Source organism: Pedobacter zeae (genome assembly GCF_014196715.1).
GTDB lineage: Bacteria > Bacteroidota > Bacteroidia > Sphingobacteriales > Sphingobacteriaceae > Pedobacter > Pedobacter zeae.
The window spans coordinates 1,369,194-1,390,874 of record NZ_JACIEF010000001.1 but is presented as its reverse complement, the minus strand read 5'-3'; the positions used below and the strand labels follow the sequence as shown (position 1 = coordinate 1,390,874).

Genomic DNA, 21,681 nt, shown 5'->3' with positions numbered 1-21,681 from the left:
CCATAAATCTCGCTATAGGCAGGTATTTCACTTGATTCCAGTCGGAGATGACAGCGCTGAATGAATCGGATCCAACACATATAGTACAACACACAAATGAAAAATGTATAAGAAACAACTGATTATTTTTTCGCTACTCTCGTTTTTTATAGGTGAATACACCTCGGCCCAGCAAAAGCCATTGGTACTCTGGTACGATAAACCTGCCAGAATCTGGGAAGAAACCCTGCCGTTGGGTAATGGTAAGCTCGGCATGACACCGGATGGTGGCATTACGAAAGAAAATATTGTGCTAAACAACATTACCTTATGGAGCGGTGGTAAACAGGATGCCAACAATTATGAAGCCTATAAAAGCCTACCGAAAATCAGGCAATTGATCTTGGAGGGCAAAAATGACGAAGCGCAGGAATTGGTTAACCGCGATTTTGTTTGCAGGGGGCAAGGCTCCGGAGGGGCAACCTGGGGTAAATACCAAACATTGGGTAACTTGCAGCTCGATTATGAATATCCGGGCAGTAAAGAGGTAAAACCTGAAGCTTATAAAAGAACTTTATCACTGGATAAAGCCGTAGCCACAACCGAATTTATACTCAATGGCGTAAAATATAAAAGAGAATATTTCTGCAGTTTTGATGATGATGTAGATGTCATCCGCATCACAGCCGATCAGCCTAAAAAACTAAACTGCAACATTTCCATCAACCGGCCGGAAAAAGCAACCCTGGCCACCCAGGGCAACGAGTTGTTAATGTTCGGCCAATTGGATAACGGTACAGATGGAAAAGGTATGAAGTACACCAGCCGTATAACCACTAAATTGAAAGACGGTTCGCTTACCACTGAAGGCAATAACCTGAAAATAAAAGATGCCACAGAAATTATTGTTTATGTTGCAGCCGAAACTGATTTTAAGCATACCGATTTTGAAGCTAGGGTGAAGAAAGTGTTAAAGGAAGCAAAGGAGAAAACTTACGCCGGGGAACTGGCCAGGCACAGCGCAAACTTTGGCAAACTGTTTAACCGTTTAACGATCAATCTTGGCGAAGGTGAGGCGGCCAAATTACCTACAGATGTAAGGCTGGATCATTTCTATAAAGATTACAAAAATGATGTTTCGTTGAGCGCCTTGTTTTTTCAATTTGGGCGTTATTTGAGCATCAGTAGTACCAGGGTTGGACTTTTACCCCCTAATCTACAAGGCTTATGGGCCAATCAGATTAATACCCCGTGGAATGGCGATTACCACCTGGATGTTAACGTACAGATGAACCATTGGGCCATCGAACCGGCCAATTTATCCGAGCTGAATCTTCCTTTAGCTGAACTGGTGAGGAATTTAACCGGACATGGTGCAAAAACCGCTAAAGCTTATTACAATGCCGATGGTTGGATTGCCCATGTGATTACCAATGTTTGGGGTTTTACCGAACCCGGCGAAAGTGCCTCATGGGGTGCATCAAATGCAGGTTCGGGCTGGTTGTGCAGCAACCTTTGGGATCATTTTGCTTACAGCCGGGATTTAAAATACCTGAAAAGTATTTACCCGGTTTTGAAAGGATCGGCTGCATTTTATCAAAGTGCCTTGATCAAAGATCCAAAAACTGGCTGGCTGGTTACCTCGCCATCGGTTTCGCCCGAGAATACATTTTACCTGCCCAATGGAAAAACGGCGAGTATTTCGATGGGTCCAACCATTGATAACCAGATCGTTCGGGAACTTTTTAATCATGTCATCACTGCGGCCAGGCTGCTCAAAGTTGATGCTGCTTTTAGTGCGTCGTTGCAGGAAAAACTAAAATCGATCCCACCGGTAGGCGTAATCAGTAAAGACGGGCGTATACAGGAATGGCTGGAAGATTATAAGGAAACCGATCCTCAACACCGCCACATTTCCCATTTGTACGGCGTTTATCCGGCAGGTTTAATTACACCAAATTCAACCCCTGCACTAGCCGAAGCAGCCAAAAAAACACTCGAAGTTAGGGGTGACGATGGTCCAAGTTGGTCGATTGCTTATAAACAGTTATTTTGGGCAAGGTTACAGGATGGAAACCGGGCATTTAAGCTCTTTAGGGAAATTTTAAAGCCCACTTTACGCACCGATATCAATTACGGTGCCGGTGGCGGTGTTTATCCCAATATGTTATCGGCAGGACCACCGTTCCAGATTGATGGGAACTTTGGTGCCACTGCGGCCATTGCCGAAATGCTGATCCAGAGTCATGACGGTTATATCGAACTCTTGCCTGCCATCCCGGATGCCTGGAAAGCTTTTGGCGAAATTAAGGGCTTAAAAGCAAGGGGCAATTTTACTGTTGATATGAAATGGAAAGATGGTAAAATCACCTCCTATAAAATAGCTTCAACGGTTCCGCAAAAGGTAAAAGTTAAAATAAACGGAAAAGAAAGAACCATAACTTCGGTTAAATTTTAGTGATACATGATTGTTAGATTTTTATTCAGGCATCAAACGTTCTTCATTTTAAGCCTGTTATTCCTTTGCCCCAAACCAGCTTCGGCAATTATTATCGGTTTTGGTAAGGCAGGAAAAATAGAGTATAATCTTAAAACCGGTACTTTTAATGTTGTGAATGGGGCGAAGCCATTGTTATTAAGAGCCTTTTCGCAGGCCGAATACCAGAAAAAACTGTTCAGCTCTAAGGATTACAAAGAAATTACTTACCGTAAACAGGCTGTTAAGGATGGTTTTGGTAATGGATTTAAACACATTTTTCTGTTGAAACAAACTGGCCTGCCGGAGATGTTACAGGTATTTTATACCTATAGCGGTAAAGATTATTTCATGATGAATCTGATCCTGAACGGTGCTGATTTATCCATTAACCATATCGTTCCCCTATTCGGAAACCTGATCGATCAGGAACATGCTAATGTGCCTGTCAGTTTATTTGTCCCTTTTGATAATGATACCTTCATTTCTTATAATACCGTGCCTTTGATAGCCAACGTAAGCAACCCAAGTGCAGAGGTAACGGCTTTATATCACGACCAATCGCGAAAAGGTCTTGTGATCGGTTCTATTGAGCATAGCAACTGGAAAACGGGCGTTATAACCACCATGGATAGCGATAAAAAGATCAGTATAAAGACCATTTGCGGTTACACAGAACAAAGTATTACCCGCGATAAAATTGCGCATGGTTATTTAAAGGGCAATTCGGTAAGTTCGGCGAAAGTATTTTTCGGTGCTTTTGATGATTGGCGTTGGGGTATGGAAACCTACGCTAAACTAAACAGGATTTCGGAACCACCCATCATTTTTAACTGGAATAATGCCACGCCTGTAGGCTGGAACAGCTGGGGTGCCATGCAGGAGAAAATCACACTCGAAAAAGCCAATCAGGTAAGCGATTTTTTTGCCGACAGCCTGAAAAGTTTCAGGAGCGGGGGAGTGGCTTATATCGATCTTGATTCGTATTGGGACAACCTGCTAAAAGGTGGTTTGGTGGGCGATTATTCCAAATTGAAAGCCTTTGCCGATCATACCAAATCAAAAGGATTAAAGCCGGGTATTTACTGGGCACCTTTTGTTGATTGGGGTTTTGCCGGGGGAGGTAACCGCAAAGCTGAAGGAACAGATTACACTTTTGGTGAGTTGTGGACGAAAGTGAGTACCGGTTACCACGATATAGATGGTGCAAGGGCATTAGACCCTACACATCCGGGTACACGGCAGCGTATTGCAACCGTAATTAATAAGTTTAAGGAATGTGGTTTCGAAATGATCAAGATTGATTTTTTGGGCCATGCGGCCATAGAATCGGATCATTTTTTTGATCCTAAAATTACAACCGGGATGCAGGCTTATAAAACCGGTATGGAATTTTTATTGAAACAGCTTGATGGTAAAATGCTGGTTTACGCAGCCATTTCACCAAACCTGGCTTCTGGCCGTTACGTACACGTTCGCCGCATTGCCTGTGATGCCTTTAAATCGATAAAAGATACCGAATATACTTTAAACAGCGTGAGCAATGGCTGGTGGCAAAGTTACTTGTACGATTATATCGATGCCGATCATGTGGTTTTTTCTGATCAATCAGATGGCGAAAACACCGCCAGGTTTTTATCTGCCATTGTAACGGGCACCTGTATTACAGGTGATGATTTTTCGCGCGAGGGGAAATGGACAAGTACGGCACAGCGATTATTAAATCAAACCGAAATTTTAAAGATCCTGGAGGATGGAAAAGCATTTGTTCCGGTTGAAGGGAACAAGGGGAAATCGGCTTCGCAATTATTTGTAAAAGACCTTGGTAGTGTGAAATACCTGGCCGCATTTAATTATGGCGAGGAGGCAAAATATCTTACTGTCGATTTTTCGAGGATTGGTTTGAAAGCAAATAAGCAATATCATGCCCAAAACCTGATTAACCAGAAAACAGCAGCTTTTAAAAACAACCAAACCATCAATCTGGCTGGAAAAGATGCCCTTATTCTTAAAATTATGCCCGAAAAATAATCTTTATGAACCCACTATCTACAAAAAAATACACATGATACTATTGAAGACAAAGATGAAAAGATCAGATCAATCTACAGGCTACATCAGGCAGGGCGCATGGGCCATTGCCCTTTCGCTCTTGGCCCTGACCAAGCTAAATGCGCAAACCATCATCCCCATCGAAACCGCGAACAATGCCCTGGTTTTACAGGCCAATGCAAAAAAAGATGTAAACACCATATTTTTTGGAAAAAAACTCGCCAATAAAGAAGAATACGCACAGGTTAGTGGGCAGTACAAACAAACAGAAGATTATACCGGCCAGTTAAATTCAGTTTATACACCATCCGGAACAAGAAACCTGGTAGAGCCGGCCATTAGTGTTACCCATGCCGATGGCAATAATTCGCTTGATCTGAAATATATAGATCATACGGTTAGCTCAATTGATGATAATGTGAGCCTGCTAAAAATCAGGCTAAAAGACCCGGTTTACAACTTTGAAGTAACCTTGTTTTACAAATCTTTTTACAAACAGGATGTAATAGAGCAGTGGACGGAAATTAAACACAGCGAAAAAGGTAATGTGGTACTGCATAAATATGCGTCAGCAAACCTACACTTAAAATCGCCACATTTTTGGCTGAACCAGTATCATGGCGATTGGGCAAAGGAAATGCAGCCTGAACAAAGTGAAATTACCCATGGGATTAAAACGTTAGACAGCAAGTTGGGTACCAGGGCCAACCTTTTCCAGCCGTCTGTTTTTATGATTTCGATGGATAAACCTGCCGGAGAGAACGAGGGTAATGTTTTATATGGTGCATTGGAGTGGAGCGGTAATTTCAAGATCGATCTGGAACTCGATTATCAGGATAACCTGCGCATTATTGCAGGGATGAACAATTATGCTTCGCCTTACAGTTTAAAACCGGGAGAGGTTTTTGCCACACCGGCCTTTTTATATACTTTTTCTGACCATGGAAAAGGCGATGCAAGCAGGAAACTGCAAAACTGGGCACGAAACTATAAAATATTAGACGGTAAAGGCAGCCGGCTAACCCTCTTAAACAATTGGGAGGCTACTTATTTCGATTTTAACGAACAAAAACTGGCCGAATTATTGAAAGATACCAAAAAGCTGGGCGTCGATTTCTTTTTATTGGATGATGGATGGTTCGGGAATAAATATCCGCGGGATAATGACCGTGCAGGCTTGGGCGATTGGCAGGAAAACAAAAAGAAGCTACCTAATGGTATCGCTTCGCTGGTAAAGGAAGCAGATAAGGTTGGAACCAGGTTCGGGATCTGGATCGAACCCGAAATGGTGAACCCTAAAAGCGAACTATATGAAAAACATCCTGATTGGGTAGTAAAACAACCCAACCGTGAAGAATATTATTTCAGAAACCAGTTGGAACTTGATCTCTCGAATCCGAAAGTACAGGATTTCGTTTTCAGCGTTGTTGACGATCTGTTTGCCAAAAATCCGGAACTGGCTTATATCAAATGGGATTGTAACGCGGTGATTTATAACGCTTATTCTGCGCATTTAAAAAATCAATCGCATTTTTATATCGATTACGTTCGGGGATTATACCGTGTTTTACAACGGATCCGTGCTAAGTACCCGACCGTACCCATGATGTTGTGCTCCGGAGGAGGCGGCAGGGTAGATTATGCAGCCCTTCAGTATTTTACCGAATTTTGGCCCAGCGATAATACCGACCCCCTGGAAAGGATATTTATACAGTGGGAATATTCTTATTTCTATCCGGCAATCAGCAGTGCTAACCATGTTACCGATTGGGGCAAACAACCGATTAAATTCCGGACTGATGTAGCCATGATGGGTAAACTGGGTTTTGATATTGTGGTGAGTAAATTGCCCGAAAAAGAACTTGAGTTCTGCCAGATGGCCATTAAAAACTATAATGACGTGAAAGCCATTATATGGCAGGGCGAACAGTACCGTTTGGCCAATCCCCGCACCGGAAACCTGGCCTCCATATTATACATAAATGAGCAGAGAACGGAGGGGGTAATTTTCAACTACCTCGTGAATTACCGTTATGACGAGAGCAGTAAATATCCGGTTAAATTAAATGGTTTGGATGCTACTAAAAAATATCGGATCGAAGAGATTAACTTATTTCCTGGCACTAAATCGCCAATTGACAGCACTAAAGTTTATACCGGCGATTTTTTAATGAAAGTTGGGTTTAACCCAATAGTAAACAATAACCGGACAAGTGTGGTGTTGAAGTTTGTGGAAGTAAAATAATAAAATTCATCATTGCGGGGAGGAAAGGACAAGAGATCTTTCATGCTGACGATTCCTGCTTTAACAATTACTTCACCGGAAATCGGCGAATGTTGTTGGCTGAAAAGGCCTTCTCGCAATGGTGATTTCTTTAGAAGATTTATTTCCTTAAAGTTCTATTGGGCAATGGCCCATTTGTGACGAAATTAGAAACCAATGCCTTCCGAAATTTGTGAAGACAAGAACCACCTGCTGTGCACTGGTAACTTTGGGCGTAGGACTGCTCCAAACGCCCAACTAAAGACTGCAAACTATTCCTCTGCGTTCATAAACGCTTTTGGCCCTTTCCCAAACTGTTTCTTAAACTCCCTGCTGAAATACTTTGGATCGTTAAAACCTACCTGGTAGGCCACTTCGTAAATGGTAAACCTGTTTTGTTTAAAAAGCTCCATGGCTTTTTTTAAGCGGATTGATTTTACAAAGTCATTCACCGAAAGGTTGGTGAGCTGCCTGATTTTTTTATAAAGCACCGGTTTGCTCATGCCAATCATTGATGCAAGTTCGGATACCCCAAAATCTTCATCGGCAAGGTGCTGATCAATGTAGCCCAATAGCTTTTGCATAAAAGCCTCATCAACAGCATTAATGGTGAGTTCTTTTGGTTGCAGATGAATGTGTTTTAAAAACTTTTGCCGCATTATCTCTCTTGACATCAGTAGATTGCGCGCGTTCAGTAAAAGTAATTGTGGACTAAATGGCTTGGTGATATAGGCATCAGCCCCCGTTTCTAACCCGCTTACCTGATGGATGTGCGAAGATCGGGCAGTAAGAATAATTACCGGAATGTGGCTGGTACGTTCATCCTCTTTAAGTCTTTTACAGAGTTCAATGCCATCCATAACCGGCATCATAATATCGCAGATAATCAGATCAGGCAAGGTTTCTATAGCGGTTTCCCAGCCCAATAAGCCATTTTCCATTTGGACGATCTGGTAATGGCCACCCAACACCGAGCTTATCAGCGACCTGATCTCCGGATTATCTTCCACTACCAAAACGGTTTTAGCTGCAGGGTCAATTTCTTTTTCAGGGTTAATGGCGGTATTTTCTTCCTCAGCATATTGCGTATAAAGACCGGGCTGGGCAGGATAATCTTTTATCCCATCGAAAACTGCCGTTTTAAAATGCGATTTACCTTTTTTCAACTTCACAGTGAATTTGGTGAAACCCCTTGAACCATTTTCGGCAGGGGTACTTTCCACCGCAATACTTCCCTGGTGTTCCTCCACAATTGCTTTCGATAAGGCAAGCCCAATGCCTGTCCCGATTTGGCTCTGCTGCTCATCCACCTGGAAATAATCCCTAAACAAACCTTTGAGGCTTTCGGCGGGAATACCCGTGCCATTGTCAGAAATACTGATGGTTACCTCATCACTTGATTCGAGCACAGAAACCGAAATTTCGCCGCCTTTACCACAAAATTTAAAGGCATTGGATAAAAGGTTGAACATTACTTTTTCAAGCTGCCGTTTATCAAAAAACAGGTTAATGTTTTCTTGCTCGTGTATAAATTCATACTGAATGTCATTAGCCTGTGCCAGGTGAGCGAAGGAAATGAAAATCTCATTGATAAATGCGATGATATTATCTTCGGTAACATGCAGGTTAAGGTGGCCGGTTTCAGCTTTTCTAAAGTCCATCAGTTCCGTAATCAAACGCATTAACCTGTTCGCATTGTTTTTAATGGGGATAATCTGCCGGTTGAGTTCGGTATCGGTTTGGTATTGACTGGAAAGATTTTCTAATGGACCAAGGATAAGAGTAAGTGGGGTTCTGATCTCGTGGGCCACATATGTAAAGAAATTCAGTTTCATTTTCTGCATATCTTCTGTACGTTTTAACAATGCACGTACAAACAGATAGCGTACAATCAGGAACAATAACCCCGAAAAGAAGGCCAGGTAAATGAAATAGGCCCACCAGGTTGCCCAAAAGGGCGGAAGTATAGTGATTTTAAGTGATGCAGCTTTATCGCTTGGATTCCCGTCATTGTTATTGCCCTTAACAATAAATGTGTAATCGCCCGAAGGCAGGTCGGCATAACTTGCACTTGGTATATCGGTTTTTACCCAATCTTTACTATGGCCTTTAAGAATATAACTGTAGCTGTTTTTCTCAGGCTTAATATAATTTAAAAGGGCAAAATCGATGGTAAAATCGTTTTCATCATGCTTAAACGTAATTTGATGGATATCTTTAATGTCTTCCTTTAATATTGCGTTACCACCATTTACCTCAACAGGCTGATTAAATAGTTTAAGTCCGGTGAAGGTGATCGGGCTAACATTTTTATTGATGTCGATCTGTTTCGGGTAAAATGCAGTCAATCCGTCGTATCCTCCAAAAAACAACTCGCCATGGCTATCTTTTAAAAAAGAACCTATGTTAAAATTGTTGCCTGCGAGTCCATCGCTTTTGGTGTAGTTAATAAATTTTCCTGTGCTCGTAACCAGTTTGGATAAACCCTTATCCGTGCTGATCCATAAGTTCTTTTCCTCATCTTCGATTATTCCAAATACATTGCTGTTTGGCAAACCATCTTCTTCATTATAATTTTTGAATCTTTTGCTTTGCTTGTCGAAGATGCTCAAACCACCCAAAGCTGTTCCGATACAGATATTTCCATTTTTCAATTGCATAATGCAATTGATATATTCTGACTTTAAGCCTTTGGTATTGGTTTTATCCTGATAATAAGCTGTAATTCTTTTTGCGGCTGGGTTGTATTCATATAATCCCGCCCTGGTGCCGATCCAGAGGTTTTTGGCTTGATCTTCAAAAATCACCTGGATGTATTTATTCCGTAAGTTTTTCTCTAAAACGCTCTTCACAGTGGAGCTGGCATACACACCATTTGTTTTAGATAAGGTAGATAAGCCATCCCTGGAGCCTACCCACACCGTTCCATTGCTATCTTCTGTTATCGCAATCACTTCCGCGCCACCTGGGGTATTTTTAACATCTTTTACGTTGGTAATTTTTCTGAAGGTATGGGCTGCCGGGTTAAAAACATACAGGCCACCACGGTGCGTGCCTACCAGCAGCTGATCGTTTTTATCGAGGCATAGCGTTTTAATCAGGTTAGAATTGAGTCCGTTAGGGTTGCTCGGTTCTGATTTGTAATAGGTAAAAGTATGGGTACTGCGGTTGATATAATTTAAGCCACCGCCTTCGGTACCGATCCAAAGGTTATGGAGCTTATCTTCAGCCATCGCGCTTACAATATTACTGCTTAGGCCTTGTTGTTTTTTCGAATTCCTATATACAGTAAATGGTGTGGCAGATGGATAAACTACATTTACACCTTTATAAAAAGTACCTACATACATTGAACCGTTAAGATCCTGGAAAATACTGTGAATGGAATTTTGACTTAGTCCGCTGTTCTGCTCAGGATCGTAACGGTAATTGCTGAATTTCAGTTTATTGGGATCGAGGATACTCAATCCTTCCTGGGTACCGATCCAGATGTTGCCGGCCCTGTCGCACATGAGTTTGCGGATGTCGTTATTTACAATCGAGTTCGGATCTGTAACACTGGTTTGGTAGCGGGTAAAGGTTTTATGTTTGTAGTCGAACAGGTTTAAGCCATTATAAGTACCCAGCCAAAGCCGCTTTTGGTTATCGATCACGATGCTCTTTACCGCGTTGGAGCTGATGCTTTTCGGATCGTTAGCCTTGTGCCTGAAAATTTCGAAACGATATTTGCCCTTTTCCTGGTAAATACGCACCAGCCCATTAAATGTACCCACCCAGAGGTTTTGCTGATCATCTTTAAAAATCGAAAAAATAATGTTTACACCTGTTCTATGTTCAGTCCTGTCGAAAAGAAACTTCTTGAATAGCTGTTTTTCGGCATTTAAAACCAGGTTTAAGCCGTTATAAGTGCCAATCCAGATGTTTTTCTGCTGATCTTCGTACAGGCATTCTACTGAATCGCAACTAAAAGACTTTGCTGAACTTTTTTTATTGATGCGGAGAAAACGGTCGGTTTTTTCGTTATAAATATTCAAGCCATTTTCCGTCCCTATCCATAAACGCCCTTTACTGTCGCTCAACAGGCTGGTAATTACATTATCCGAAATGCTGCTCGGGCTATCGGAGCTGCTATTGTAAATTTTAAAACGGTAACCATCATAGCGGTTGAGCCCGTGCCGGGTACCCATCCAAACAAACTGGTTTTTATCCTGCGCGATGGCCATTACCGAATTTTGCGAAAGGCCGTTTTCCATGGTCAGGTGATTAAATACGATCGGTATTTGTGCATGTAAAGATGTGCATATCAAAAACATCATACAGAATCCTATCGCGTTTAAACGCAGCTTCATCATTGGGTATATTTTTTTAATGGAACCGTTGTATTTCACTTTAAATATAGGGCGAATTGATCAAAATATGGAGGAATTGCCGTTTTTCTACCCTTTCAATTACAATTTTCGACCTTTTTCATTTTACACCCAGCTAGTTTTGATAAAGCAAATACAGGGTGATAAAAGGAGCAATCACCAACAGGAATTAACCATTTCTGTATTGACTTAACCAAATTTAAACAACAACCAAACTCAAGGCAGATCTGATAGTACCTATCCGGAAGCCAACAGTAACTATTAACCAAACCAATTATGAAACAAAAATTACTTTCACCAAAAGCAGTGCCTTTTAAATTTAGGCATTTAACGTTGATGTGCCGGCATAACCTGCTCCTGCAGAATGGCCAACTGAAACGAATAACGAGTTAATAAAGATTGTTAACTATCAACACCTAAATTTTATGAACCTAATTACATTAAAAAGGTATTGCCTAATGCCTGCGCTTGCGATGCTGTTTTTTAGCGGTTGCAAAAAAGACACCTACACTTCTGATGTTTTTGTAAAGAAACAATGGAAAGTAGACCTATCGGCATCGAAGGTTTTACCTGCTATTAGTGGCAGAACAGACCATGCCGTAGCAATGGTGTACCTGATGGATAACATGGAAGTACATTACGATATCTATTTCGATAAAGCACTCGAAAATAATGATACTCCTGGAAATGCTAAGATCTATCTGGGTGCCGAAACCACCTCGGGCGCAGTTTTCATTGACCTGAAAACACCTGCATTTAATGCTGAACGCGAGACTAAAGGATCAGTTCCGGTTGATGCCGCCACAGCCACCAAATTGCAGAGCGAAAAAATATACCTGCAGATTTCTTCTGTTCAGCAACCAAATGGATTGGTGCGTGGACAGCTTAACTAAAATAAAAACCTAAACCAAACAAAATGATTAAAACAATTACTTTTCAAAATCGGGGGAAGGGTTTTAGAACACTTTGGATATGTTGTTTCCTTTTTGCACTAGGCAATAATATGTTGTATGCCCAAAGAAAAAATGACTCGTTGATGAAGGATTCTGTGATGGCAAAACTGCCTGTTCAGGACAGACATATAGACCAATGGTTTAAAACGATTTCGAAACTCCGCAATGTTGCCGGTACAACCACCATTTACAGTGAGGATGTAAATACTACTCCGGTATCCGACGTTACCAATGCTATTTCAGGAAGAATTCCTGGTTTATACAGTAACAGGAGTTCCGGACGAACCGGTCCGCTCTTCGATGTTTCTTCTTTTACGCTTCGCGGTCAGTCGCCACTAATTGTGGTAGATGGAGTTGTGCGTTCGTTCACGAGTTTCAATTTAGATGATATCAAAAGCATCACGGTATTAAAAGATGCGGTTTCAACCAATATGTATGGTTTAAGATCGTCTAACGGAATCGTTTACATCACCACAAAAGACAAATCACTTGATAAACCTTTCGAACTGAACTTTTCGGTACAGAATGGCGTGCTGAATCAGTTTAAAAGGCCGAACTTTATTACCGGGGGGAATTATGCCGAGCTGTATAATGAAGCGCAACAGAATACTTTTCCTGGCGCTGTGCCAACCTATTCTGCTGATGTAATTGCTGCTTATAAAAACGGCACCAATAATCCATTTTTACAGCCCAATAACGATTGGTACAATAGCATTTATAAAAAGAATACCGCACAGCAGCGTTATGCCATCAACGCAGCTGGAAATGGGAAAAACTACCGTTATTATACCTCGGTAGAGCATTTTAACCAGGATGGAAACTTTATTTCAGGTCCGGATAATGCCTACGAAACGACCAATTATTATAAACGTTATAACTTAAGGACCAATGCACAGATCGATTTTAATGATAACATCCAGCTGGGGCTGAACATTTTTGCTTCAATAGAAAACAGTAATGAGCCTGGCAGTCTTGCTTCGAACATTATGAACAGCATTTTTCAGACTTCGCCGCTTGGCTATCCTGCAAGAAATGCTGATGGAAGTTATGGTGGAAGCAGTCAGTACAGCAATAACATTTTAGCCAGTACCATCAGTTCAGGATATAATAGCTTTAATGAACGCTCTTTAAACGCCGATGTAAGTTTAAAATTTAAGCTGGATGACCTAACCAAAGGATTATGGGCAAAAGGGTTGCTATCGATAAATAATTATTACCTGCAAACCATTTCGCGTAGTAAAACTTTTGCCATTTATTATCCCAACACCACTGGCACAGGTACCAGTTATACTAAGGTGGGTAGCGATGGTACCATTATCGCTAACAGCGGTACGCCAACCTTGGGCACGCAGAATAAACAGACCTTTGTTAATGGATTGTTGGGTTACGACAGAAGCTTTGGAAAAAGCACTTTGAATGTGCTGGGTACCTTTAACCTCACCAACCTGATCGATTCTTATACCCAACTTAACCAGATTTATCAGAATGCTGGTGTTAGCGCCAATTACGATTTTGATCAGAAATACCTTGCTGAAGTTTCGATGGTTTATAGCGGATTCAACCGTTATGTGCCGGGCAAAAGATGGGGCTTTTTACCTTCGGCTGGTTTAGGATGGGTGCTGTCTAAAGAAGATTGGTTTAACAGTAAAGTAGTTAATTTCCTGAAAATACGCGGAAGCATTGGTCAGACCGCCTGGGCCGATCCGGGGAATTACTATACTTATCTACAAAATTATACCATCGGATCAACCGGTTATAACTTCGGCGCTACGGCTACTGCGGTTTCAGGAAGTTTGGAAAATGCCCTTAAAAACCCCAACATCACCTGGGAAAAAGCTTTAAAACTTGATGCCGGAATTGAAGCACAGTTCTTAAAGAAACGCTTAAATGTAGAAGTTAACTATTATAATAATAAATATACGGATGAGTTGATTACACCTGCAAACGGCTATGCTTCGGGCATTATCGGGCAGAGTTATCCAACTGTAAACGGCGGAAGCAGCCGTTACAATGGGATAGAGGCAACCGCTCAGTTCGCCGATCACGGTAAAGACTTTTCATACTTCGTTAAAGGTAATTTTACCTACGCTAAAAATAAGGTGATCAGTTTACAGGAAGGTAATTATCCTTACCAATGGATGTACCGCGCAGGCCAACCTTCTACCACATTTGGTTATGAAGCCATCGGATTCTACCAGGTAGGCGAAGATATCAGTAAAACAGCCAACATACCCGGTTATACCCCAAGTCCTGGAGATATTAAGTACAAAGACCTGAACAACGATGGGGTAATCAACTTTTTGGACACTAAAGCACTTAATACCCGTCCGCTCTTTATTTTTGGATTAAACTTCGGTTTTGCCTATAAAGGTTTTGATTTTAATGCATTGGTTGAGGGCAGGTTACCAAGGGAAATCTATTATAACCCTTCTTCAATGCTGGCTTTCAGCAACGGTTATGGTTATGTACTTGACTATACTACAGAAAACCGCTGGACACCACAAAACCCGGTAAATGCAACACTGCCACGTTTAACACTTGGCAACAATACGTACAACACCCAAACTTCGAGTTTTTGGTACAGGAGAGCCGACTATATACGCCTCAAAAACGTAGAGATAGGTTATACTGTGCCGGTAAAGCTACTGGCGAAAGTTAAAATCAGCAACCTGCGGTTTTTTGTGAATGGTTATAACCTCCTTACCTGGAGCAAACTCGATTATTTCGATCCCGAGACCGGCTTATCAGGCTTTGCCAACTACCGGATTATCAATGGTGGTTTATCACTTAAATTATAAGCGTATCCAAGATGAAGAATTTTAATAAAATTACCCTAATGTATGTTCTGTTGGCCATTCTGTTTGCCAGCGGATGTAAAAAAATGATCGAGGATGGACCTTTGGAAAATGCCAATAAAGATCTTGTATTTGATCCGACCGATTCGCTTGGTGTTTATGCCGAGGCTTTCCTCAATAATACCTATTCGAGTCTGCCAAATGGTTTCAACCGGGTATCGTCCAATATGCTTGATGCGGGTACAGATGATGCCATTCCGTCTTCAACCTCCGCACAGGTGCAGTTTTATTCAAACGGTGCCTTTAACCAGGTGGCCTTGCCAGATAATACCTGGGATGCCAATTATGCGGGCATCAGAAAGGTGAATATTTTCCTCGCAAACATCGACCAGGTGCCCATAAAGACCGCAGGGTTTAAAAAGCGTTTTAAGGCAGAGGCACGTGCCTTGAGGGCCATGTTTTATTTCGAACTGCTTAAACGCTGGGGCGGTATACCCTTAATCGGCAATAAGGTTTTCGAATTGAATGACCAGGTAAACCTGCCACGCAACAACTATCAGGACTGCGTAAACTATATTCTATCCGAACTTGATGCTGCAATGCCTGACTTGTTGAGCCCAAATGCAACCAGTGGCTATACGACCATTTATTTCGGACGGTTTACACGGGGCGCCGCCATGGCCTTAAAATCGAGGTTGTTGTTGTATGCGGCCAGTCCGCTAAATAATACCAGTAATGATGCTTCAAAATGGACTGCGGCCGCTTTGGCCTCCAAAGCCTTAATGGATAGTGTAACTACAGGTAAATTTGTTTATGGTTTATCAACTTCAACGGCAACAGCACATTATACAACAAGCAATATGAGTGCGCTGGCGCCGGCAGCATCCTTAACCAATTATGTAGCAGGGGTAAATAAATTTTTAAATGTGTTTTCTTCAAGGTATAATGCTGAGATTATTCTTCCTTACCTGAGGGCCACTACTACAGATGTAGAGCAGAACAATGAACCTGTAGGCTACACCCGCCAGGGTTTGGGCCTCACTAACCCAACGCAGGAATTGGTTGATGAGTTTGAGACTTTTGCCGGTAAAGCCATTCAGGAATCGGGCTCAGGATATACGCTCACAGCGCCGTACTATAACCGCGACCCACGTTTGGCCGGAACAGTTTCATTTGATGGCTTATTCTGGCTTAACCGCAATGTTCAAACTTACGATGGGGGTAAAGACAGGCCGAAAGGATATGGAAATGCCGTGTCAGACGAAACCAGGACAGGTTACTACCTGCGTAAATTTATGACGGGTACCACCAGCGAGAGTTCCTATACTGCACAGAACCACAATTTTCCGATTTTCAGGTATGCGGAAATCCTCCTCAACTTTGCTGAGGCCCAAAACGAGGCTGTAGGTCCAGATGCTGATGTATATAAAAGCATCAATGCCATCAGGGCGAGGGTAAACATGCCTGCTTTACCAACAGGACTTAACCAACAGCAGATGCGCGAACGTATCCGCCACGAACGCAGAGTTGAAATGGCTTTCGAAGAACAGCGTTTCTGGGATATCCGCCGCTGGAAAATTGCCGAAAATGTATTCAACGGCACTTTACATGGTATTAAAGGTACGCTAAACGGCAACACGGTGACCTATTCTATTGTAACGGCAGCACCCACTAAGTTCGAAGCGGCCAAAATGTACCACTACCCGATACCATTTAAAGAAATGGCATCCAATAGCAATATGGTTCAAAATCCAAACTGGTAGCTAATCAACAACATGATGAAAAAAATTTTAACATATATCATATTATTATCTGCCCTTTTGGTGCAAACCGTTTATGGGCAGGTAGGAAAAACGGTTTCGGGTATAATTTCCGATAACCGCGGCCCGATACCCGGCGCCAGTATTTACGAAAAGGAAGCCACCGCCAACGGTACCACTTCCGATCAGGACGGTAAGTTTACGCTTAAATTAAAAAGTACCAGTGGTGTATTAATCGTTAAATCTGTAGGTTATCTGACCAGGGAAATTGGCACAGGTAACAGAACCAGCATCAACATTACCCTTGAAGAAGATGCCAAGGGACTGGAAGAAGTAGTGGTTTTGGGTTTCGGCGAAAAAGCCAAGAAAATTACCAATACTGGTGCGGTGAGTTCTATTTCGGGCAGGGAAATAAGACAAAGTCCTACCGCAAGTATCCAAAACTCATTGGCAGGACGCTTGCCTGGTTTTTTCTCGCAGCAAAGAAGTGGTCAGCCTGGTAAAGATGGTGCAGCTTTTCAGATCCGTGGGATCAGCACTTACCAGGGAACTACCACACCCTTGATTATTGTAGATGATATTGAGGTAACTGCCGATCAGATCAACATGCTCGATCAGAATGAGATTGAAAGTTTAACCATTTTAAAAGACGCTTCTACAACCGCTGTTTACGGCGTACGTGGAGCCAACGGGGTTGTGGTGGTTCGTACGCGCAGGGGAGAATCAGGCAAGCCCCAACTAACCTTCAGGCAGGAAACCGGTTTAACGCGCTCGGCTGTTAATTTTAAAACCAACGATGGTTATACGACACTTAAGATGCTGAATGAGTATACCACGGAGCAGTACATGGATCCGGTTTCGCAATATCCTAAGTTCTTTGCGGGAAATAACCTGGAGCATTACCGCCTGCAGGATGACCCATACAATTATCCGTTTGTAGACTGGTGGGATGAGCTGACCAAAAAATTCAGTATGCAGAACCGGAGCAATTTCGATATCAGCGGCGGTACACAAAAAACAAAATACTTTGTTTCACTTGGTTATTTCAGCCAGGGCGGGATGTATAAAGATTTTACCAAAGATGAAGGTTATAATGGCGACTATCAGTTCGATCGGTACAATTTCCGTTCTAACGTAGATTTGGATCCTAATAAAACCCTGCATATCCGCTTCGATTTATCCGGTAGGTTTGGCGTAACCAATTCGCCCAATGATTCGCCGGGAAACGGTGGCGCACCAACCCTGCAGTATTTGTGGAACGGGCAACTTTCTGCTTTCGGTTATCCGGCTTATAATGCCAATGGTACTTACGGCGGTTCCACCAGCGGATCTACAAAAATCAACCCAATTGCCAATTTAAGGTGGTCGGGCTATAGCCGCGATTACACCAATAATCTTGGTTTTGTAACACAGGTAGATCAGAAACTGAATTTTATTACACAAGGGTTAACCGCAAACCTGTTATTATCCTACGCCAGCGATTACAGCTTTAACCGTTCGTTAAAAAGGAGCTCATCAGAAATTCCTACTTATTATTATGATGCCAATACCAGCAGTTACCAACCAGTGGTAAATAACCTTTACCGTTTGGGCAAGTTAACAAGGAGTGGCGGTTATACGGGATCTAACCGTTTAACCAACCTACAGGCCTCATTAAAATACAACAGAAGTTTTGACAACCATAATGTAAATGCTTTTGTATTGCTTAACCAGACTACAAAAACTGAAGAAACGAGTGCCATTGCCTACGATCCATATAACGTAAGGGGCATTGTTACCTCATTGAGCTATAATTACAAACAAAAATACCTGCTCGATTTTAAGGGTGCCTATAATGGGTCTGATAAATTCCAATCGAGTAAGAAATACCAGTTTTTTCCTGCTGTAAGTGTGGCTTATAACATCAGTGAAGAACCCTTTTTTAAAAACAATATCAACTTTATCGATAATTTAAAATTAAGGGGATCTTATGGTATGGTAGGTAACGATGGGATCGGATCTTCTGTATACTCGTACGAGAAAACTTATGTAGGTGGAAGCGGTAAGGGCTATATTTTTGGAGAAACAGGCAATACTACCTATAGCGGTTTAATTGAACCTACATTGGCCAATACCGAAATTACCTGGGAAACCCAGCGCGATGCCAATATTGGATTGGAACTGAGGATGTTTAAGGGCAGATTAGGTTTAAATGTAGATTTTTACAAGAAACGCCGTGAAGACATTTTAACACAGCGTGCGTCTGTTGCCGCCGCATTCGGCGCATCGCTGCCTTATGTTAACCTGGGCATTGTTGACAATAAGGGTTACGAGGTAGAGTTAACCTATAAAGATAACCTGTTCTCGAACAAACTTTCTTATTTTGTTAATGCGCAAATCAGTCATTCAGAAAATAAAGTAATTTTCAGAGACGAAGGTGCCGTGCGCTATCCTTGGCTAGGTTTAACCGGAAAACCGGTGGGCGCATTGTTCGCTTATCAGGACGCAGGGCTTTACCAATCATTGTCCGATTTATATAATAGCCCAAAGTTAATTACTGCCACACCATTAAGCAATTTATCACTTGGAGGTGTTAAACTGGTTGATTTAAACGGCGATGGCATTATTGATCAGTATGATTTAGGGTACATTGGTACTAATCAGCCCGAATACATTGCTGGTTTAAGTTTTGGTTTCTCTTACAAAAACTTCGATTTCAGCACCTTATTTCAAAGTTCATTTAAATATTTCATCAATATCAATCGTGGGGTAATCGGTTATAGCCGTCCCGAGAACCAGTCGATCCCTTATAACCTGGGCCGCTGGACACCAATCACCCGTCAGGATGCCACTTTTCCGGTATTGGCCGGAAGTGGTTCTCAAAACGGTGTGTTTTCTACTTACTGGACAAAACGAGGCGATTATATCCGGTGGAAAAACGTAGAAATCGGGTACCGATTACCCACCACATTTGCTAAAAAGCTGCATATGAATAACATCAGGGTATATGCCAATGGCTACAACCTTGGTTTGCTTTACACCGCATTGCCTGTATTTATCGATCCCGAGTCGGTTACCGGAACAGCCAGTACCACAAATCTTGGCGATGTGAACGAATATCCTCAGCAGAGCATATTCAATTTTGGGATCCAGTTTGGGTTATAATTCAAAAAGACAAAGAAATGAGAAGAAAACATTATATCATCAATATCATCGCAGTAGGGCTTATTAGTCTGGCGGCATGTAAAAAATCTAGTTTTTTGGATAGGAAAACAGAAACTTTAACCGAGGACAAGGTTTTTGCTGATAGTGCGCTTACCATTGGTTTTGTAAATGATATGTATGCTTATACCGGGCAGGATATTGTTTTACAGCGTGCAGGTTACATTACCAGTCCGAATGGAAATGATTGGGCCTGTTTTGACGAACAGACAAGCCTAGCTTTAAGTTATTACAGTACGCCACAAACGGGCGTAATCCAGGGTACCTATACGGCTGCAAATTACTCACTTAATAATTATTGGACCACTTATTACAGAAAAATCAGGCAGGCCTCTCTCTTTTTGCAGAATATTGGTAAAACGCCAATATCAGCAGTACGAAAGAACAGGTTAATTGCTGAAGCGCGTTACCTCAGGGCTTTCTTTTACATCGGTTTGATCCGTTTTTATGGCGGAGTACAGCTAATGCCCGATGCTCCGCTCAATGCCGAAGATATTTTAGTATCCAAGCGCAATACCTATAAAGAATGTGTTGATTATGCCGTTGCTGAACTGGACGAAGCTGCAAAAGGTTTACCCAATGCCTTAGCACAGGAACCTGCCGAATACGGACATGCTACCAAAGGTGCCGCACTTGCTTTAAAGGCGAGGGTGTTATTAACAGCTGCAAGCCCATTATTTAATGGGAAATCGCATAGTACTGACGCTGCATTATTGCCTTATATTACCTATTCTGTAAGCTACAATGCCACACTTTGGCAGAAAGCTGCTGACGCCCTTAAAGCCGTAATAGACCTTCCGGATTATGCATTGGTAGAGGATAATGTAACCCGCCCCGGACACGGTTTTTGGAAAATGTTTATCAAAGGCAGAAAAAATACTGAGGTAATTACTCCTTTTGTGGTATCGTCTGGAGCAGTGAGTTTTTTGGGTGGAACAAATTTCGAATCTTACCGTTTTCCGAGAAGCCGCCAGTCTACCACTTATACGTTCTGCAACCCGACCGAATCTGCTGTAGAAAATTTTGGCACAAAAGAGGGCAAAGCCATTGATGATCCGGCTTCGGGTTATAATCCCAATAATCCTTATGTAAACCGTGATCCACGTTTTTACTTTTCTATTATTTATAACCAGGCACCTTTATGGAAAAGTGGATCGGGTACTACCTTGGTTCCGGTTGACATTTATTTTAACAAATCGACCAATGCATTAGCAGCCGATGGGATACAGGCCTATTATACCAAAACAGGTTACTACTCGAGAAAAATGGCTAACGATTCGACCGGTACATCGGCCAGTATAGAAAGATGTTTGCCGGTTATCCGCCTCGCCGAAATGTATATGGGATATGCTGAGGCATTGAACGAACTGGGGCAAACAGAGCAGGCTGTTTCATGGCTGGTTAAGATCAGAAAACGTGCAGGGATCACAGCCGGATCTGATAACCGTTACGGTATTGTTTCGGGCATATCGCAAACTGCATTCAGAACACTGCTTCAAAAAGAATCGGTTGCGGAGTTTTTCGCTGAAGGCCATTTTTGGTATGATACCCGCCGTTGGCGCACCGCAGAAGTAACCGAAAGCAAAAACATCATGCAAACCTATATCTCAAAAGAAATTAACGGAACATTTACCTACGACAGAACAAAACTGGCTTTATCGGTTAACTGGCAGCCAAGGGCATACCTGGCACCGATACCCCAAACGGAGATAGATAAATCGGCTACGCTATTACAGAACCCGGGGTGGTAATATTGAGTAAGGAATAAATCATGCCGGATATCTCAACTGAAACGCAGTGGAGCGGAGAGAGCTGTTTAGATAGATCTCCCGCTA

The 21,681-nt window shown here is 42.2% G+C and carries 9 protein-coding genes; 8 read left to right on the top strand and 1 reads right to left on the bottom strand.

The features are described from left to right. The first annotated feature begins 103 nt into the window (after window positions 1-103). Genes GGQ60_RS05820 through GGQ60_RS05810 form a run of 3 tightly spaced genes read left to right on the top strand, consistent with a single transcriptional unit; the run spans window position 104 to window position 6,752 of the window. Complete coding sequence (locus tag GGQ60_RS05820) at window positions 104-2,437, top strand: glycoside hydrolase family 95 protein (RefSeq protein ID WP_183760770.1); 2,334 nt, start codon at window positions 104-106, stop codon at window positions 2,435-2,437. A 6-nt stretch (window positions 2,438-2,443) separates the two neighbouring features. Continuing rightward, complete coding sequence (locus tag GGQ60_RS05815; protein ID WP_183760768.1) at window positions 2,444-4,486, top strand: alpha-galactosidase; 2,043 nt, start codon at window positions 2,444-2,446, stop codon at window positions 4,484-4,486. Between the two features lie 55 nt (window positions 4,487-4,541). After that, window positions 4,542-6,752: an alpha-galactosidase gene (locus GGQ60_RS05810; RefSeq protein WP_183760766.1), complete on the top strand. Its 2,211-nt coding sequence runs from the start codon at window positions 4,542-4,544 to the stop codon at window positions 6,750-6,752. A 290-nt stretch (window positions 6,753-7,042) separates the two neighbouring features. Here the strand turns inward: GGQ60_RS05810 and GGQ60_RS05805 are convergent, their stop codons facing one another. Further along, window positions 7,043-11,023 carry a hybrid sensor histidine kinase/response regulator transcription factor gene (locus GGQ60_RS05805; protein WP_183760764.1) on the bottom strand — a complete coding sequence of 1,327 codons (3,981 nt, stop codon included), beginning with the start codon at window positions 11,021-11,023 and terminating at the stop codon, window positions 7,043-7,045. A 572-nt stretch (window positions 11,024-11,595) separates the two neighbouring features. On the opposite strand from GGQ60_RS05805, the gene GGQ60_RS05800 reads away from it, so the two are divergent. From GGQ60_RS05800 to GGQ60_RS05780, 5 genes are all read left to right on the top strand, one after another. Then, the gene (locus tag GGQ60_RS05800; protein WP_183760762.1) at window positions 11,596-12,030 is read left to right on the top strand and encodes a CHRD domain-containing protein; all 435 of its coding nucleotides are present in this window, start codon (window positions 11,596-11,598) and stop codon (window positions 12,028-12,030) included. A 143-nt stretch (window positions 12,031-12,173) separates the two neighbouring features. After that, window positions 12,174-14,888, top strand: coding sequence for a SusC/RagA family TonB-linked outer membrane protein (locus GGQ60_RS05795; RefSeq protein ID WP_183760760.1), 2,715 nt, complete (start codon window positions 12,174-12,176; stop codon window positions 14,886-14,888). A gap of 11 nt (window positions 14,889-14,899) precedes the next feature. After that, window positions 14,900-16,648 (top strand): RagB/SusD family nutrient uptake outer membrane protein, encoded by a 1,749-nt coding sequence (locus GGQ60_RS05790; protein ID WP_183760758.1) that lies wholly within the window; start codon window positions 14,900-14,902, stop codon window positions 16,646-16,648. A gap of 12 nt (window positions 16,649-16,660) precedes the next feature. Then, entirely contained in the window at window positions 16,661-19,789 is a 3,129-nt protein-coding gene (locus tag GGQ60_RS05785; RefSeq protein ID WP_183760756.1) for a SusC/RagA family TonB-linked outer membrane protein, read from the top strand. A gap of 17 nt (window positions 19,790-19,806) precedes the next feature. Next, on the top strand, window positions 19,807-21,597 hold the full coding sequence (locus tag GGQ60_RS05780; RefSeq protein WP_183760754.1) for a RagB/SusD family nutrient uptake outer membrane protein: 1,791 nt from the start codon (window positions 19,807-19,809) through the stop codon (window positions 21,595-21,597). Window positions 21,598-21,681: the final 84 nt, after the last annotated feature.

Coding starts and splice junctions, on each gene's coding strand:
- GGQ60_RS05780 (WP_183760754.1), top strand. CDS start 19,807: ATGAGAAGAAAACATTATATCATCAATATCATCGCAGTAGGGCTTATT.
- GGQ60_RS05790 (WP_183760758.1), top strand. CDS start 14,900: ATGAAGAATTTTAATAAAATTACCCTAATGTATGTTCTGTTGGCCATT.
- GGQ60_RS05785 (WP_183760756.1), top strand. CDS start 16,661: ATGATGAAAAAAATTTTAACATATATCATATTATTATCTGCCCTTTTG.
- GGQ60_RS05795 (WP_183760760.1), top strand. CDS start 12,174: ATGAAGGATTCTGTGATGGCAAAACTGCCTGTTCAGGACAGACATATA.
- GGQ60_RS05815 (WP_183760768.1), top strand. CDS start 2,444: ATGATTGTTAGATTTTTATTCAGGCATCAAACGTTCTTCATTTTAAGC.
- GGQ60_RS05805 (WP_183760764.1), bottom strand. CDS start 11,023: ATGGAAAACGGCCTTTCGCAAAATTCGGTAATGGCCATCGCGCAGGAT.
- GGQ60_RS05810 (WP_183760766.1), top strand. CDS start 4,542: ATGAAAAGATCAGATCAATCTACAGGCTACATCAGGCAGGGCGCATGG.
- GGQ60_RS05800 (WP_183760762.1), top strand. CDS start 11,596: ATGCCTGCGCTTGCGATGCTGTTTTTTAGCGGTTGCAAAAAAGACACC.
- GGQ60_RS05820 (WP_183760770.1), top strand. CDS start 104: ATGTATAAGAAACAACTGATTATTTTTTCGCTACTCTCGTTTTTTATA.